This is a genomic window from Niallia circulans (assembly GCF_003726095.1).
GTDB lineage: Bacteria > Bacillota > Bacilli > Bacillales > Cytobacillaceae > Niallia > Niallia circulans_A.
In genome coordinates this window covers 1,259,117-1,276,743 of the sequence record NZ_CP026031.1, presented here as the reverse complement: position 1 = coordinate 1,276,743, position 17,627 = coordinate 1,259,117, and the positions used below count along the sequence as shown (strand labels likewise).

18 protein-coding genes and 1 pseudogene are annotated in these 17,627 nt (G+C 35.7%); 3 read left to right on the top strand and 16 right to left on the bottom strand.

Annotation, left to right across the window (positions count from 1 at the left end):
* Positions 1 to 352 precede the first annotated feature (352 nt).
* The 9 genes from C2I06_RS06020 to C2I06_RS05980 are packed head-to-tail and all read right to left on the bottom strand — an operon-like array spanning position 353 to position 7,799.
* Positions 353 to 1,666: an allantoinase gene (locus C2I06_RS06020; protein ID WP_338068395.1), complete on the bottom strand. Its 1,314-nt coding sequence runs from the start codon at positions 1,664 to 1,666 to the stop codon at positions 353 to 355.
* A gap of 7 nt (positions 1,667 to 1,673) precedes the next feature.
* Complete coding sequence (uraH, locus tag C2I06_RS06015; RefSeq protein ID WP_204259879.1) at positions 1,674 to 2,015, bottom strand: hydroxyisourate hydrolase; 342 nt, start codon at positions 2,013 to 2,015, stop codon at positions 1,674 to 1,676.
* A gap of 3 nt (positions 2,016 to 2,018) precedes the next feature.
* The gene (uraD, locus tag C2I06_RS06010; RefSeq protein ID WP_123257678.1) at positions 2,019 to 2,537 is read right to left on the bottom strand and encodes a 2-oxo-4-hydroxy-4-carboxy-5-ureidoimidazoline decarboxylase; all 519 of its coding nucleotides are present in this window, start codon (positions 2,535 to 2,537) and stop codon (positions 2,019 to 2,021) included.
* Between the two features lie 4 nt (positions 2,538 to 2,541).
* Positions 2,542 to 3,030, bottom strand: a complete 489-nt coding sequence (locus tag C2I06_RS06005; RefSeq protein WP_123257677.1) for a (2Fe-2S)-binding protein — start codon at positions 3,028 to 3,030, stop codon at positions 2,542 to 2,544.
* 10 nt (positions 3,031 to 3,040) lie between these two features.
* Entirely contained in the window at positions 3,041 to 5,329 is a 2,289-nt protein-coding gene (gene pucD, locus C2I06_RS06000; RefSeq protein ID WP_123257676.1) for a xanthine dehydrogenase subunit D, read from the bottom strand.
* Between the two features lie 20 nt (positions 5,330 to 5,349).
* On the bottom strand, positions 5,350 to 6,210 hold the full coding sequence (locus C2I06_RS05995) for an FAD binding domain-containing protein (RefSeq protein ID WP_123257675.1): 861 nt from the start codon (positions 6,208 to 6,210) through the stop codon (positions 5,350 to 5,352).
* Position 6,211: 1 nt separating this feature from the next.
* Complete coding sequence (locus C2I06_RS05990; protein ID WP_095328767.1) at positions 6,212 to 6,823, bottom strand: nucleotidyltransferase family protein; 612 nt, start codon at positions 6,821 to 6,823, stop codon at positions 6,212 to 6,214.
* Positions 6,820 to 7,503 (bottom strand): XdhC family protein, encoded by a 684-nt coding sequence (locus C2I06_RS05985; protein WP_164463633.1) that lies wholly within the window; start codon positions 7,501 to 7,503, stop codon positions 6,820 to 6,822. The genes C2I06_RS05990 and C2I06_RS05985 overlap by 4 nt, the downstream gene beginning before the upstream one ends.
* A complete protein-coding gene (locus C2I06_RS05980; RefSeq protein WP_123257673.1) occupies positions 7,455 to 7,799 on the bottom strand; it encodes an XdhC family protein in 345 nt (114 codons plus the stop codon). Before C2I06_RS05980 ends, C2I06_RS05985 begins: the two co-directional genes overlap by 49 nt.
* A 377-nt stretch (positions 7,800 to 8,176) precedes the next feature.
* On the opposite strand from C2I06_RS05980, the gene C2I06_RS05975 reads away from it, so the two are divergent.
* The gene (locus C2I06_RS05975) at positions 8,177 to 8,371 is read left to right on the top strand and encodes a helix-turn-helix domain-containing protein (protein ID WP_235973392.1); all 195 of its coding nucleotides are present in this window, start codon (positions 8,177 to 8,179) and stop codon (positions 8,369 to 8,371) included.
* 147 nt (positions 8,372 to 8,518) lie between these two features.
* On the top strand, positions 8,519 to 9,262 hold the full coding sequence (locus C2I06_RS05970; protein WP_123257672.1) for a hypothetical protein: 744 nt from the start codon (positions 8,519 to 8,521) through the stop codon (positions 9,260 to 9,262).
* Positions 9,263 to 9,383: 121 nt separating this feature from the next.
* On the opposite strand, the gene C2I06_RS05965 is transcribed toward C2I06_RS05970, so the two are convergent.
* The 3 genes from C2I06_RS05965 to C2I06_RS05955 form a co-directional block, all read right to left on the bottom strand.
* A complete protein-coding gene (locus C2I06_RS05965; RefSeq protein WP_095328764.1) occupies positions 9,384 to 10,115 on the bottom strand; it encodes a 3D domain-containing protein in 732 nt (243 codons plus the stop codon).
* 181 nt (positions 10,116 to 10,296) lie between these two features.
* On the bottom strand, positions 10,297 to 12,429 hold the full coding sequence (locus C2I06_RS05960; RefSeq protein WP_235850202.1) for a PAS domain S-box protein: 2,133 nt from the start codon (positions 12,427 to 12,429) through the stop codon (positions 10,297 to 10,299).
* Positions 12,430 to 12,692: 263 nt separating this feature from the next.
* Entirely contained in the window at positions 12,693 to 12,878 is a 186-nt protein-coding gene (locus C2I06_RS05955; RefSeq protein ID WP_095328763.1) for a cold-inducible protein YdjO-related protein, read from the bottom strand.
* Positions 12,879 to 13,111: 233 nt separating this feature from the next.
* Between C2I06_RS05955 and C2I06_RS05950 the strand changes: the two genes are divergently transcribed.
* Entirely contained in the window at positions 13,112 to 14,293 is a 1,182-nt protein-coding gene (locus C2I06_RS05950) for an alanyl-tRNA editing protein (protein ID WP_095328762.1), read from the top strand.
* Positions 14,294 to 14,349: 56 nt separating this feature from the next.
* Here the strand turns inward: C2I06_RS05950 and recQ are convergent.
* From recQ to C2I06_RS05930, 4 genes and pseudogenes are all read right to left on the bottom strand, one after another.
* A pseudogene (recQ, locus tag C2I06_RS05945) lies at positions 14,350 to 16,505 on the bottom strand (DNA helicase RecQ).
* 247 nt (positions 16,506 to 16,752) lie between these two features.
* Complete coding sequence (locus tag C2I06_RS05940) at positions 16,753 to 16,845, bottom strand: YjcZ family sporulation protein (RefSeq protein WP_123257671.1); 93 nt, start codon at positions 16,843 to 16,845, stop codon at positions 16,753 to 16,755.
* 36 nt (positions 16,846 to 16,881) lie between these two features.
* Complete coding sequence (locus tag C2I06_RS05935; protein ID WP_082138378.1) at positions 16,882 to 16,983, bottom strand: YjcZ family sporulation protein; 102 nt, start codon at positions 16,981 to 16,983, stop codon at positions 16,882 to 16,884.
* 139 nt (positions 16,984 to 17,122) lie between these two features.
* On the bottom strand, positions 17,123 to 17,413 hold the full coding sequence (locus C2I06_RS05930; RefSeq protein ID WP_095328759.1) for a hypothetical protein: 291 nt from the start codon (positions 17,411 to 17,413) through the stop codon (positions 17,123 to 17,125).
* Positions 17,414 to 17,627 lie beyond the last annotated feature (214 nt).

Genomic DNA, 17,627 nt, shown 5'->3' with positions numbered 1-17,627 from the left:
AAGTGGTTTTCATTCAACAAATGAACGCCACTTTTTGCGAAAAAGATAGCGTAAGTGGTTTTCATTCTCCAGTTGAACACCACTTTTTGCGGAAAAGATGGCATAAGTGGTTTTCATTCAACAAATGAACGCCACTTTTTGCGAAAAAGATAGCGTAAGTGGTTTTCATTCTCCAGTTGAACACCACTTTTTGCGATAAAGATGGCGTAAGTGGTTTTCATCGGCCAAATAAATACTTTCTATAAAAGAGGAAACAAAACAATCCATGATTAGAGGTTTTTCCTCCTCAATCATGGTTAATTACAGACACTAAACACTCCTGTATCCTTATTAATAAATTGTGAAAGTCTTGCTATCCATTAAGAGTTGAATAAACTATTTCTCCTTTGCAAATAGTTGCTTTCACTTTACCCCTAAACGTTTTGCCTATATAAGGGCTTATTTTATGCTTATAATACAGATCTTCCTTTTGGAGTGTATAGGTTTCATTTAAATCAACAATAGCTATATCTGCATCACTTCCATTTGCGAAACTTCCTTTTTGTGGATAGAGACCGAAGCGTTTAGCTGGGTTCGTACTTGTTATTTTTGCGATAAGCGGAAGAGAAATTCCTCGTTTCCAATAGCCTTCTTCTAATAAAACAGACAGGGTTGTTTGACAGCCGGCAATTCCACCCCACGCTTCTAATAAATTGCCATTTTTCATCGATGGCAGAGATGGTGAATGATCAGATCCAATCATATCAATTTCCTCTCGTTTGATTGCTTTCCACAAGTCATCTACTTCCTTATCAGAACGCAGGGGTGGAGCACATTTTGCGACTGCTCCTAATTCTTCTAAGTCATCGATTGTTAATGACAAATAATGAGGACATGTTTCGACGCTTATGTCCAGCCCTCGCTTCTTTGCGGAAACTATTGGTTCCAATACTTTCGAACTGCTAATGTGAACAATATGCAGTTTACACTTTGTGGATTCGGCATAAGCAATGATGCGTTGAACAGCCTCCACTTCCGAAAATATCGGTCTTGCATTGGAAAAAGCAAGTCCAAGATTCGTCTGTTGATGGATGATTTCTTTGCTTAAAAACTCTGTAATCGTATCACTTTCTGCATGTACAGCCAAGATACTATGTAAGGCTGCGATTTTTTGCATCGCTTGATATAAAGTGCGGTCATCAGCGCTTTGGAAATCTTCTATCCCGCTATTCGACATAAATGCTTTAAAACCAATGACACCACATTTTACTAATTTTTCAATCTCATCATAATTTCCTGGAACAATTCCGCCCCATAAACGGTAATCAATAATTGATTTTTCCTTTGCTAGCCTTTCTTTTTGCTGGAAACCATATTCTGTTGTTGTAGGTGGATGACTATTTAGAGGCATATCAAAAAATAATGTTGCACCACCAGCAGCTAAGCTTTTGCTGCCTGATTCAAGCCCTTCCCAGTCGCTTCTTCCTGGCTCGTTAAAATGGACATGTGAATCAATAACACCGGGAAATAGATATAGTCCATCCGCATTGAAGATTTTTGTAGCGTTATTTCCGTTAATTTCCGAACCAACCAGGACTATTTTCCCACCCTTTACTCCGACATCAGCTTTATATAATGTTTCCTCATTTACAAGGATTCCATTTTGAATGATTAAATCTAAATCCACCAAGTCATCAGCTCCCCCGATAGGTTTGATATCCCCAGCCAGATAATAATAAAGGAATATGATAATGCGGCTGGGTTTCATCTGTATAAAAACGGATAGGAATCGTGGTGAAAAATGGGTGTTGTTCTTCTAAATGACGATAATACTCTTGTATATGAAATACTAATTCGAATTCTCCAGTCTCTACTTTTTCTAATAGGATAGTGTCGACTCTGCCGTCTTGGTTGGTTATTCCGCTTGCTAAAAAAATTCTTTCAGAATCTAGTAATCTCCACAGCTCAACTTTTATCCCTTTTCCTGGTTTCCCCTTGGATAAATCTAATACATGAGTTGTTATGCCCATTTTCATAATCTATGCACCTTGTCCTTCTGTTTCTAGTTTGACTATTTCCTCTAATCGGAATTTCGATATAGAAAATATCTCGGTTAATGCAGTTTGAAATTCCTCTTCCTTTGTGTGGTTTACACGTTCTTTCATGGACTGATAAACGGAATCCTTGGTATGACCTTTGACAGCTAAGATAAACGGAAAGCCGAATTTCTCGGAATAGGTCTTATTTAAGGCTGCAAATTGCATGTATTCTTGCTCCGATAATTGATTCAAGCCAGCACCTTTTTGTTCCTTACTAGAAGAGGAGGTCATTTTTAACTTCCCGCCTAAATCAGGATGTGCCCGGATTAAATCAAGCTGATCTCCAATTGGCGCTTCCATTACTGCCTGTACCATTAGTTGATAGAGTGTATTTAAGCTTGGAAAGGGGCGATAATTCCAAGTTTTATTGGCAATCCACGGACTATGCTCGAACACCCAGCCAATCTTTTCGATGAATTCCTGTCGATTCATTTGATTAATTTCTGCTATCGTATACATATATTCATCCCTTTTCATCCCGTTTATTAGTTAACAACGTAACAGCTCTTAAAATTCCTTCATATCCTGTACAGCGACAAAGGTTTCCAGATAAAGCAGTCAGTACTTCCGCTCTAGAGGGATGCTCGTTTTCATCTAGTAAACTTTTTAATGCCATTACCATCCCAGGAGTACAGTAACCACACTGTAGTGCGCCCGCCTGTAAAAATGCTTCTTGGATGGGATGAAGATTTTTTTCTGCTAAGCTTTCAATCGTTAAAATTTCTGCATTTTCTAATTGATATGCCATTACTAAACAGGAATTCACCAGCTTTCCGTTCATGATGACTGAGCAAGCACCACACCTACCAGCTTCGCAAGCTATTTTCGTCCCAGTAAAAGTTAAAACCTCCCTAAGAATATCAACAAGGCGAAATGTTGGAGGAAGACTTAGCGTTAAAGATTCTCCATTCACCTTAAAAGTGGTTGTTTCCGTGATTTCATTTGTATCCATTTGCCCCCTCCTAATCTAGTAAACCTTGTTGTTTTTCCAATGCTTGTAATAGTATATCCGCACGCACTGGTAGTTGATTAAGCCATATGCCTGTTGCGTCATGAATGGCGGAAATGATAGCAGGAGCAACAGCAACTGTGCCGATTTCCCCCACACCTCTTGGCCCATAGTCATCTCCGGGGACTAATTCTTCTATGGCTGTTACCGTTGTCTCTATCGGAATATCGAGTATCGTTGGAATAAGATAGGTATCAAAATTTTCATTCATGTATCGGCCATTTTCCATTACTGCATCCTCCATAATCGTAAATCCTAACCCCATATTAGCTCCCCCTTCAATTTGCCCTAAATATCCCATTGGGTTCACTACAGGTCCAGCTGAAATAACATGGTCCATCCTAGTTACTGCAACGATCCCGGTTAAAATATCTATTTCGACCTCTGCTGCTACTCCAGCAAAAGTATATAGGAAGTGACCGCCGTCAATCGAGTTTGGCGTAGTAGGAAAGTGATAGCTTGCTGAAACAGTTGGTAGCTCTTCACATGAATCTGCTAACTGTTTATAGGAAAGAATAAGCGCTGGTCCCTTGTTTTCTTCTTCCTTTTTCCAAATGCCGTTTTTACCAAGGTATAAGCTTTCTTTTGAGCATTTAGTTTGTTTTTCTGCTAATGTAAGGAGTTTTTCGCTAAATGGAGCTTTTAATTTACTGATCCCTAGCCACACCATATTTGTTGCTCGTGAGGCAGTAGAAGATCCAGAATGAGGAACTTTAGCTGTATCACCAATAATAATTTCAATATCACTAGACACGCAAAAAAAGGTATCTGTCATAATCATTTCAATGGTTGAGATTAATCCTTGCCCACATTCTTCGAAACCAAAAGACACCTCTATTTTTCCTGCACTGTTTAAAGCCAATCGGGCACCAGAAGCATCTGCTCTTCCATATCCCAACCCCCCTCCATGCATGGTAATACTATATCCCCTTCCTTTTATTTTCCCATCTCCATCCATCGCATTGGTGTCCAAGTTTTTTTGAAGTATTGCTGACTTGGTAATTTCAGCAAGGACAGCATAAGCACCAGTTGTTGCAACAATAGGCTGATCTACCGGGCCAAAATCTTCTGTCTTGCGTAAATTAGTGAAGCGTAATTTAGTTGAATCTATTTTTGCTTTTTCCGCTAAGCGTTCAATTTGCGTTTCTAATGCAAAGGTGATTTGATTGCCGCCAAATCCTCTGAATTCACCGGCAACGCCGTTATTCGTATAAACGGAATAGCCATTAACATCTACATTTTCGATTATATATGGACCAGTACTATGCTCTACAGCAAAGTCAAGTACTGCCGGTCCTAAAGTCGCATAAGCACCAGTATCTGCCGTAATCTTCACTTGGTGGGCAATTATTTTTCCAGATGCATCGGCACCTGTCTTCATATAGATTTTCATTGGATGTCTTTTTAAACCAGCCTTAATCGATATTCTTCTTGATTGATGGATTTTCACCGGTCGCTGTGTTTTTAATGCCAGCAAGCTGATATAGGGCTGAACATTTAATTCGTCCTTCCCTCCAAATGAGCCCCCAATCGGGCTAGAGATAATCCGGATTTTTTCCAGCGGGAGTGTTAAAATTCGAGAAAGCTGCAGCTGATCTTTAAAACCATGCTGGGTTGGTGCATAAATGGTAATGCCTCCTGCTTCATCTGGTACAGCCACACCACCTTCCGTTTCCATATAAGCATGCATTTGTCTTGGTGTCTGATACGTTTCTTCTATGATCCATTCACACTTATTAAAAGCTTCCTCTATATTGCTTTTTCCCTTCTTAAAAGCAGCATGGTGAAGGAGATTTCCTTCTTTATGCAGCCTGATTGCAGTGTCTTTTAAGGCTTCATCTGGATCTGTTATTGTCTGCAACGGCTGATACTTTACTTTAATTAAGGAAATGGCTTTTTGTGCTATTTCCTTTGTTCTAGCCGCAACAGCGGCAATTGCGTCGCCTACATATCTGACTTTCTCTTCACAAAAGACAGGTTGATCCTGTATAACAATCCCAAAGCCATTTAAGCCTGGTACATCCTTATAGGTGATAACAGCAAAAACCCCAGCAAGCTCTTCTGCTTCTTTAGTATCAATCGATTCAATTTCCGCATGAGGATATTCACTTCTTAGAACGGTTCCATAGAGCATATTAGGAAACGTTAAGTCTGTTAAATACTTAAGTTTTCCGGTCACTTTAGGCTCGCCGTCTCTTCTTATTTTCCAACGACTACCAGCGCTTTCGATATCAAGAACCATTTTAACAACTCCCTTCTTCTCTATTGGAGTAATTCTTTCATATTAGCAACAATTACGTTTGCTGCGACTTTTTTGCGATAAGCTTCTGATATAAAGGGATCTGTATAAGAAGAGAAATCTTCCTGAATTACTTTAAAGATGCGGGACCAATCAATAGCACTATGTGAGCGGGTAAACTCCCTTTCTGTGCTTATAAGACGAGTCGGAATGTGACTGCCGCCGCCAATTGCAATTCTTATTATTCTTATATTTTTTTCTTCAAACTCTAGATACCCTGCAATCGAGATAATAGCGGCAGTAAAACTGGCCCGTCTACCAATCTTTTTAAAAAAAGAATATGTTTCTGTCTTCGGTGCTGCTATTGGTATGAGCACTTTTGTTAACAATTCAGATGAGTGGCTTTTTTGTGATGCCAGCCAATCCTTTAATGTGACCAAGTAGGTCTCCTTGCCATTAAAAAATGTTAATTGTGCCTCCAAAACTAATAAAGCAGGAATGCAATCACCAATTTTGCTGCATATATTTCCGCCAATTGTTCCTCTGTTACGGATAGCAGGAGCTGCTATCTTTTCACATGCTGCTACTATAAGCGGAGCCTTTTTTTGTACCAATGGGTTGATTAAACAATCAGAAATAGACATGCCTGCACCAATCTGCAAGAAATATTGACCATTTCGCTCTACTTCTGAGATTCCTTTTAACTCTATTAATTTTTCTGTACTAATAAGATGGTTTGGCTTGTCATGACCTGCTTCCCAATTTACTTGAAGGATCGTTCCGCCAGAAATGAAGGCATAATCTGATTCATTCCATTTATTAATAGCAGCTAAGGTGGTAGGTATTTCCACAGTAGTCGGATAATTGAGTGTTGAAACATGCATGTTATTCCCTCCTTTTCAGCACTTTTTCATAATCATTTTTTGTATCAATATCAATAAAATATTCTTCTTCAGAAAATTCAATCTTTTCTCCTTGCAATATACCATCTTTTAATAATTTTCTAGCTCCTTTATCTCCTTCTAGCTGGTTTACATCTGATAATGCGCTCTGATGGAACAAAATCGGTGGTTTGTATACTCCATTATGCATGCTTGCTACATATTTATATGGAGGGTGTAATGGAGTAGTCACGATTTTATCAATCATATCATGGGTAATGAAAGGTTGATCTGCTAAACATACAAGAATCTTTTCAGCTTGTTGCTCGATAGCTGCTCTAAACCCTTTTTTTAAGGAATAAGATTGTCCTAGAGACGATTCGTCACAATTAATCACTTTCCCTTTTTTTCCATTTAATAAGAGTTTATTGACAGGAGTTATCCAGTTTAAGTCATCGTCTGGTTGGGTGATAACAATTACAAAATCAACAAATGGCGAGGTCAGCAACACGGATAATGCATGATTACCTACTGGTTCATTCCGAAGAGGAAGGGACAGTTTATGTTCACCCATCCTCTTGCTATTCCCTGCTGCTAAATATAGAGCTGCAATCATCCAATTTTCCCCATAACAGAATTCTTGCTATTTTTTATCTTAATTAATTGTGCTGTTATACTAATGGCGATTTCTTCTGGGCTTTCTGAATGAATAGATATCCCCACTGGATAGTGGACCCAATCTGGCTTTATTTTTTCTGCCAATAATTTTTCCGATCTCTTTTTGGAGCCTAATAAGCCTAAGAATTTCACCCTTCGTTCCAAAAGTAAATGTACGAATTCCTGATCTTTACTAAAGTTGTGTGTCATCAATAATAGATAATCATTTTCTGAGGGATTTATTGCGTCTAGTACCTGAGTCGGAGAACCTATTTGGTATTCTTTTGCATCAGGGAAATTATCTACTGAACAATTAGCTTCTCGCCAATCAGATAAAATGACATAAAACCCAGCTTTGCTTGCAAAATAAACAACTGGCCTAACATCAGGTCCTGCCCCATAGATAATTAATCTTGGTTGAGGAGAGAGAACTTGTGTAAATATATAATTATTTCCGGTATCCAAAAAAGAAGTTAATGCTGGATTTGTTTCTTCTTTTCCTAGTGGAATAACCGTATTAACAAGGAATTTATTTATTTTATGGAAACTCTTAATAAGTTTGACACTTTCTCCTTTTTGCATATATGATTTTAATTGCTGAAAAACAGCGCTTGTTGCTGGTGTGATCGGTTCAACCATAATATAAATTTTCCCATCACATCCAACGCCTTGCCCCATGTTAAGTCATCTTCAGATCGCAGATCGTATTCCATCAGAAAGGCTTTTGCTTCTTTCTGCATTTCGATTCGTGCGAGTAAATCCTGTTCTACACATCCGCCTGTTAGTAATCCCTCTTCTTTACCGGTCTCTGTGATGTACATCAAAGTTCCTTCTTTTCGGTAGGCTGTTCCTTCCACATTCACAATTGTCGCTAAATAATTGTTTTTTTCCATTGCAATAACCGCATCAATAACAGCATAATGATCGGAAGACATGCTAACTCCTCCATTCCAATCAAATTTTTAGTCGGATCGAAAATAATTGTTACCTTTTATTACATTGGATGTTATTACATCATATTAATTCCTTCCCTTTTATATGTCATTGGACTAATTAAATAATAATCAAAGAGGTAATTAGATAAATTGAACAAATTATCTAAAAATTACAAAAGAATTGTTGAGGTTTCAAAATATTTGTATTCATTTTTTACTAGCTTTATATATTTACATTTCCTTGATTATCAACTATAATTCTCATATCTTGGATTAAAAAATTCTTCTTTTCGTCTTTCTTATTTATTCTTTTATTTAATTAAATGAGGTGGACTATGAATAAAGAAATTATTAAATTTATTAGGAAAAATTACGAAATGACACAGAGAGATTTTGCCCGTGTTTTAAATTGCAGCTTTGCATTAATTGCTTTAGTGGAAGTCGGAAAGCGAAGAGTTAGTAAAGATTTAGAAAATAAGATTAGACAAACGTTTAACATTGACGATCAAGATATCGCCTCCATTACATCCATAATATCAGAAATTAGTAAAGGAATTCCTCCGTTTATGTAATTTCTAGAAGAAAATAGCAAGTACATACAGATCCCTCATGTTGTGTTTTATGTAGATACTTTCTATTTTCTTCTATTTAAAAATTATCCTCCCTGCACCCTTTTTTCTCTCTCCCAATAGGATAAAGAAGGAGAAAGGAGGGGAAAAATGCCTATTAATGAACATCACAGCAATTCTTCAAAAATTTATCTTCCCAAACTTTCTGCAGAAAGTTTAAATAATCAATCCCGTTACCACCATAATTATTTACAGGAATATCTTTTTAAACAGCACAAACAAAATGAGCAACTAATGACATTATGGAATAAATTTCAGGAAGATTCGATTGAGAAACAGAAGAAGCATCTTCAACAATTTAACGAAATCGATTCAAAATTAGAACTTAATGATTCAGCTACAAAGGAGCTTTTAACTAAATTTACTGCTTTGGATAATGAAACATCCAAAATAGAAGAACAACTTGACACTATTATCTTACTAGCGCAGGAGCAAAAAGATTTAACAGAGGAAGAATCTCTGCGGCAAACAGCTTTATTTGACCAGTTATCTTTTCAGGAGAAAGATATTGCGATGATTTCTAATAAAATGGAAGACTTTAATCAGCTTGCTACAGATGTGAAAACAAAAATCACGGAAACAGAAACGAACTATCAACATATTGCAGAAAAGCTGGATTTACAAGAAATATTTCAGCAAACCTTATTAGAAAGCATGAAGGAAACAACTGGGAGCGTCAATAAAATCAGTCGACAGCTCGACTATCTAAAAGAAGTTATCTTCGAAAGAATACACTATTTAGCGGAAAAAATAGAAAACAATATCAAAAGCATCTCACAGCCAATTCAGCGATTCTTCGTTTCTTCTGAAAAGGATGAAACGATAAAAAAATAAAATGGTAACTGGTTTATAACCAAATAAAAAAACCTAAACAATTATACGAAGATGCTAATAAAAACATTCGTATAATCGTCTAGGTTTATTTTTTGTTGGAATACTTTCCAGCACTATTTACTTAATCAAGAATTTTTACTGATACTTGTTTTCTTCCCCACTCTAATGCTTTCGCTTGAGATGGAACAAAAACATCGATTTTCTTCCCTTTAATTGCTCCACCTGTATCACCAGCAATTGCAGTACCATATCCTTCAACATAGACCTTAGAGCCAAGAGGAATTACGTTAGGATCAACTGAGATAACCTTTTTATCTGGATTATCCTTTAAATTAATTCCAGTTGCTGTAACACCAGAACAGCCTTCACAATTTGCTGTATATGCTGTTGCAGTGACTGTGATTTCTTTTGCTGCTGAATTTGTACTTTCAGCCTTTACTGTATTATCTGCTTTAACCGGCTTGTTAACTGGCTTTGATTCTGACGTTTTTTGTTCAGAACCTTCTTTGGAAACAATCAATACATCATCCTTATGTATTGTATCACTATTCAGCTTATTCCAATCCTTCAACTGATCTACAGTTGTATTATATTTTTTAGAGATTTTCCATAGATTATCTCCCGCTTTTACTTTGTATTTCTTTACCTCTTTAATAGTAAGTGTATCATCCACTTTAATGATATCACTATCTAAATCATTCCATCTTTTTATATCATCAACACTTACCTTTTTTTCTTGTGAAATAGACCAAAGGGTATCTCCTTTTTCAACTTTCATTTCTTCTGCACCTACAAACGGAGCAGCTGTAGTTAGTATTGACGCACAAGTTAGAATAGAAAAGATTTTTTTCATTTTATACCTCCTAAAATAGCTCCAGTTGAGCTAACAGGTATAATCTTAACATGAAAAACGTCAAAAAAAAGAACAGGCAGTTGTTAATTCGATTACGTATATGACAATCCAATAACAAACACAATACGAATCGTCAGAATAATCAACTAACTTACACCTGTTTTCTTTTTAAACATATTTTTTAATGAACGGAAGGTAAGGTTATATGGAAGCTTGTTCCTTTATTTAATTCACTGTCAACATATACTTTTCCATTTAAATTCTCAATTATTTTGAAACTGACCATTAGTCCAAGTCCATTGCCTTCTTTTTTAGTTGTAAAGAAGGGCTCACCTATTTTTTTTAGTTGCTCTTTTGACATGCCAATTCCGCTGTCTTTGATTAAAATGGAAATATTCCCCTTTTCTTTTTTTACATTTATATCAATAGATCCCCCATCAGGCATTGCTTCGACCGCGTTCTTTATAAAGTTCAAGAAAACCTGTTTTAATTTATTCTCGTCACATTCTACGAAAGGATTGGAATCTTCGTAGTAGCGATTCAATTGGATTTTATTTTTTCGCAGCTGGTAATCTAAAATCGAAAGAACATTATCTATAATAGGAAGTAGCGGTTTTTTCTCTAATACAGAAACAGTCGGCTTAGAAAGAAGCATGAATTCCTCGACAATAGAGTTTACTCTTTCAATTTCATCTAGAATAATCTCAAAGTATTCCTGTCGATCTTTCTCGGTTTCATCCATACTCAAAAATTCCGCATATCCTTTTATGGAAGTTAGAGGGTTGCGGATCTCATGAGCAACACCAGCTGCTAATTGACCAATCGCGGCTAATTTATCTTGTCGATGAAGAACTTCTTCTGTTCGTTTCTTTTCTGTAATATCATTTCTAATAGCTAAGTATTGATAAGGCTTATTGTTTTTATCTAAAAAAGGGACTATAGTTGTGTCCACCCAATAATAGGAGCCATCTTTCCTTTTATTTCGGATTTCCCCCTTCCAAATTTCTCCTTTTCCAATTGTTTGCCAAACATTTCGGAAAAAATCTTTTGAATGATAGCCAGAATTTACAATACGATGGGTCTTCCCGATTAATTCCTGTCTACTATATCCGGATATCTCACAAAATTTAGAATTAACATTTGTAATAATTCCTCTTTTATCTGTAAATGCAATAATACTTGATTGTTCTAATGCATAGGTAATGTCACTTACTTCACGTACAGACTCTTCCAGTTGATGCTGAACCATTTTTTGCTCTGTAATGTCACGTCTTATTGCTACATACTGATAAGGTGCCCCCTCCTTATTTAAAAAAGGGACTATTACGGTATCAACCCAATATAGCGTACCATCCTTTGCTTTATTGAGTATCTCCCCTTTCCATATCTCCCCTTTTTTAATCGTATTCCATAATTGTCGAAAAAACTCAGGCGAATGATGGCCAGAATTCAAAATACGATGATTTTGTCCTAACAATTCCTCACGACTATACTTCGATACTTCCACAAATTTATCGTTTACATATGTAATCATTCCATTATTATCAGTAAAAGCAACGATTGCAGACTCATCCAAAGCATGCTGCATATCTCTCACATTAATTGCTCCTACATCCATTCGTTCTCCAATTAAGGTACTTGTTCCAATTAACCCACCTAAAACTAAGACAGAAACAAATAATGCAATGTAAATAATGAAGCTGCTTTGATAGGAATCCCTCACAACGGAAACTTCTGGTGCACTTACATCACTTAAGAGAATGAAATGACTGATCATACACACTCCTGTCATTAGTAAACTACATACAGGACGTATCCATTTTTTAAAAACGGCAGAGATATTAACAGGATAAAATGATAGCCATATCGAAATAAAAAATACAAAAAATAACAATAAAAAACTGATAAATAATTGCGGAATTTGATAATATACTATACTGCCGATTGAATAAAAACCAATAATGGATACTGATAATAAAGAAAGACTAAAAAAGAAAGCAGATACATAAATCCTTCTCTTCTTTTTTTTCTTATCTAATAGCGCATAAAATGCCATACCACTAAAGCATATGCCTACTACCATTGATAAGATAGTGATAGGGATATTATAGTTAGCAGTTGCATACACATTTTTAATCATCATATCAATAAAACTTAAAATCCAAAATCCAAAACCTATCGTAAATGTGCTTGCTAAAAACAAAAATCTACTATTTTTCTCTCCATTTTTTACTAATTGAAATAAATCAAACGAAGAATAGCATGCCATATATACGATTAGGATACTAATGAAAATTAATATGGAGTTATACAACAAAAATCCTCCTAATCTATTTTTTGCATTCTATTTGATTGTAAATCAAATAAAACAGATAAGAAAGCATTTTTGTATAAATGATTCACAAAATAGCCACATAACCATTCGTCTGTGGAGAGATTTAATAGTGGGATATGAAAGGACTTGAATATTTTATGAAGAAAGTCGAAGAGTTTCCTAAATAAGGATATTGATTAGGAAATCTCGACGACTTGGCACAACAAAAATAAATATATTTATCAAGTTTTCGCGATTAATAATTAATTACTGATTTGAGGAAGCTCTCTCATTTCAGCTGTTGTCTGATCTCCGCATAAAGGACAAAGAAGATCGTCTGTAGCAAAATCCTTTCTCATCCACCCGTTACAGGAATTACATGCATATACTTCCATACTCATTAACACTTCTTCCGGTTTTTCTTCCACACCTTTCCGATTAAAAAACATATGAGCACGCCCCCTTTTTAAACTATTATTGCCAGCACTGCTAATAATTATGTATGTAAACCAAAACATTGAAAGAAATAAACCACCTATTACTACTTACAATCATAATGGGTAGTACCCATTTACCATCCATTTTCTTTAAAGCGAAAAAATGAACAAATATTTTTCAAAATCTGTAACTAAGTGTAATCGTTATGGTAATATGATGAAAACTCAACGTGAAGGAGCTAATAATGTCTACAAAGTTATTTTATTCAACTCCATATGAAACAAAATGGACAACCACCATAAAGGAAGTTATCGAAACGAAAAATCAAATTTATGTCCTTTTAAAAGAAACAGCGTTTTATCCAGAAGGTGGAGGTCAACCAGCAGATACTGGATTCATTGACGGGATTCGTGTCGTAGATGTACAGATGAAGGATAATCAAATTTATCACCTTATGGAAAGAAAACCAGAAAATAAACTCGTATCATGTGAATTAGATTGGGATAGACGATATGATCATATGCAGCAGCATACTGCTCAGCACATGTTATCAGCTGTTTTGGAAGAATTATATCAAATTCCAACAGTTAGCTTTCATTTAGGAAAAGAGTACACAACAATTGATATAGATACAGCTGATCTAACAAAGGAACAAATGACTCAACTAGAAAAATCCTGTAATTCCTATATTATGAAAAACTTAGAAATCAAAACGCATATTACAACCTATGAACAAGTGAGTAAATTTCCTTTAAGAAAGCTGCCAAAAGTAACTGGTGATATAAGAATCGTGGAAATCGATAATTGGGATTTTTCTGCATGTGCTGGAACACATGTAGGCAGAACTGGAGAATTAGGCGTCTTTAAAATATTGAAAACTGAAAAACATCGTGGTCAAACGAGGATTTTCTTTTTAAGTGGGTGGAGAGCCATTCGTGACTATCAAACAGCACAATCTATATTAGATAACTTAGGAACGTTTTTTAAAACAAATAAACTGCAGCTTGAAGATCGTGTAAATAAAGTGGAATTAGAGAAAAAGGCATTAACTAAAGAATTAGAAACACTAAAAAGAGAAAATATAGCGTTTTTAGCAGAACAAATTCTTTCGACACATACAGAAAAAGTAATTTTCCTTTCATTTGCAGACAAAACAATCAAGGATTTATCTATTCTTGCCAAATATCTATTGCAAAAACAATCTAGCAGCATTATTCTCCTGAGTTCGGAAACAGATAAAAAAATACTAATACAGCAGAATGGTGATTATCCTCTTCATTGTGGAAAGTTTCTTAAGGAAACAATCCAAGGATATGAAGGGAAAGGTGGTGGCAATGTACTGCAAGCACAAGGTACGTTCTCTTCCGTTTTACAATTAAATGCCTGCCTAAAGGAACTAAGACAAAGATTAGATGAGAGTATATAAAAAACTAAAAACGTCCTCGAGATAACGGCTCTGCCAAGATCTAGAGGTCGTTTTTGTTAATTTCGAATTTGTTGGTTTCTTTTTTCTAGCATTATCGCAACTTTAATCATAAAATAACTAATCTCTTCTGGAAGTTCTTCTTTAATGGGCTTTAATTTATCCATGCCCACTTTTTGAATTGCTTCCACTATCTTCGTTTTATTTTCTGGCTTTAGAAATTTTGTCCAATCAATCTCTATTTCTTCTTCTCCGCAGCGTAGCAGATGGTTTTCTACCGTTTGAACATTTAATTGTCTTTCTTTTGCGATTTCCTTAATGGATAATCCGCTTTTCCATAACTCAAAAGTATGGAGATGGGAATTTTCCACCTGTTTTTTTGCTCTTTTGTCTTTTTTGTCCTTACTTCGGAAGAATGAATATCTTCCCTGTCAGCTGAATAAGTCTCCTCTTTTTGAAACGCTAAAATATGATCAATGATTACATCTCCATATTTTTGTAACTTATGGTCTCCTATCCCTTTTATCTCTCTAAATTCTTCATGCGATGTTGGCATTAGCACTGAGATATTTCGCAATGTTTGATCGGAAAATACCACAAATGGAGGAACGTTTTCTTCCTCTGCCAATTGTTTGCGAACACCTCTCAAGTAATCAAATAATGCGTTATTTTCACTAACTTTTACTGTCTCTATTTGTTCTTTTCGGACCACCCTTATTTTTCCTAAAAGAACTTCTTTTCCTTTATTGGAAACTTTTAATATTGGCATCGTACCTGTACTTACATCTATATATTGTTCAGAAATAAGGAACTCGATAAAATCACTAATTTCTTTTGCTGATTGCTCTTTCATAAGGCCATATGTTTTAATTTGATTTAATTGAAAATCCATTAATTTTTTATTTTTTGAACCAGTTAATACTTGTGCAATCATTGTTTTTCCGAATCTTTCACCCATTCTTATCATGCACGACAATACTTTTTGGGCATCCACTGTAACATCGATTACCGTCCTTTCATCTGTACAGTTCGAACATTGGCCGCATTTCTCTGTATATTCTTCACCAAAATAATGCAAGATATATTCTTGAAGACAATCTTCTGTATGACAAAAATTTATCATGGATTGTAATTTATCGAGATCTTGCTTCTGTTTATCTGGATCGCTTATTGTCTGATCAATTAGAAAACGCTGAATCCGAATATCTTGTGCTGAATATAACAATATACACTTACTCTGTAGACCGTCACGTCCTGCCCTTCCCGCTTCTTGATAATAACCCTCCATATTTTTTGGAAGCTGATAATGAATGACATACCGAATATTACTTTTATCAATCCCCATACCAAATGCATTTGTGGCAATCATAATGGATACATCATCTTTTATAAACGCTTGCTGTTCAGCCTCTCTTTGCCCATCGTTCATACCGCCATGATATTTTGCAACTGAATAGCCTTTTTTTGCTAATCTTTCATACAGTTTTTCCACCTCTTGTCTAGTCGCTGCATAAATGATCCCAGATTCCTCTTTATTTTTCTTTAAAAAGGATTCGAGAAACTTCCCTTTATCTTGCCCTTTAATAATGGAAAAAGATAAATTATCACGAGCAAAACCTGTCTTAACTGTATTTTCCCAAGGAATATTTAATAATTGACAAATATCTTCATGAACTTTAGGTGTTGCCGTTGCTGTTAACGCAGCGACAAGTGGCCTTTCCACTAATTTATTGATGAGAAAGCCAATCTTTGCGTAGCTTGGACGAAAATCATGTCCCCATTGTGAAATACAATGAGCTTCATCTACAGCAATAAAAGATAGGGAAACTTCCTTTAATAAATCTGTAAAATAATCTGCTTCTAGTCGTTCTGGTGCAATATAAAGTAATTTATAATGACCGTTTTTTATATCATATATCCTTTCCTGCACTTCTTCATTATGTAACGTACTATTAATATAAGTCGCTGGAATGCCAACTTCTGTTAGTGCATCTACTTGATCTTTCATTAAAGAAATTAAAGGGGATATAACTATCGTCAATCCAGGGAAAATCATCGCGGGCACCTGATAACAAATAGATTTCCCCCCGCCAGTTGGCATAATTCCTGCAACATTTTCACCATTTAATAATAGGCGAATAATATCTTCTTGTCCTTTTCTAAAATGGTCATATCCAAAGTACTCTTTTAAAATACTACGTGCTTTATCCATCATTACCTAAATCTCCCCACTTTTATCCGAACATATCTTTAAAATATTGTAACATTAATTGGATGAATTTTGAATGAAGCTTTATCGCTACAAGTGCTTGTCCAAATAGAAGTGTTATAGCACTCCGACAAAAAATAATAAGCAGCTTGCTAATTCCCATATAGATGAATTAGCAAGCTATCAATTATGCTAAGCTACACCTCTCCTAACGGCATTAATCGAAAGTAGAGGATCAGCCTTTAATTTAAAATTATAGCCAAGCAGCTCCAACGATGATTAACAAAATGAACAGTACTACGATTAAAACAAAACCATTTCCGAATCCAAATCCTCCGCAACCCATTTTATGAAACACTCCCTTTTTCTATCTTTATTCCTATCAGAAACCGACGTAGCAAGAACCTACAATTATTAATAAAATGAATAGCACTACTAGTAGAGCAAAACCTCCACCAAAACCAGCTGTATGGCCACCACTCATTTATTCCACCTCCCTCATACACATAAGCATCATATGAGTCTAGAGTTTGTCCTGTTTGGGCGTTTGAAGAAAAAGCTGAAAATATATTATAGTATGTAGACAGATTCCTTTCAGAAAGAAATCTGTCTTTAATAATCGTTTAAAAGAAAGGAATAAAGGCCAATGCAGCGATTAACCCTAAAGATACTCCTACAGCGGCTGCACCAAATCCCCAGCCCCAACCCCAGCCCCAGCCGGGTCTATTACCACGTCTATAACCATATCCGAATCCACCATGGCTCCGACGATTTCCACCTATTGGTCGAATATACACTTTATTAGGAGTGACTCTTTCGATGATTCCGGTATGAACCTCACCACTATGGGTACGGATTCTTACACATCTTCCAACACCGTTTGAACACTGATTATAAAAATTCTTAGCAGACATTTATCACACCTCCAACCATTCATCCCTATTATCCTATGTACAAGTCTAAAAAAAGAATGGACAACTATCATAAAAGGAGAGCGGATATTTTGACTGATCATTTCATAAAATTAAATCTGAAAAATTTCCCTTCAATTACAATCAGCTTGAGGTGAACAGAATGAAAAATTGCATATTCCAAAATAGGAATACCCAATTTAAAGTAGCTTCTAAA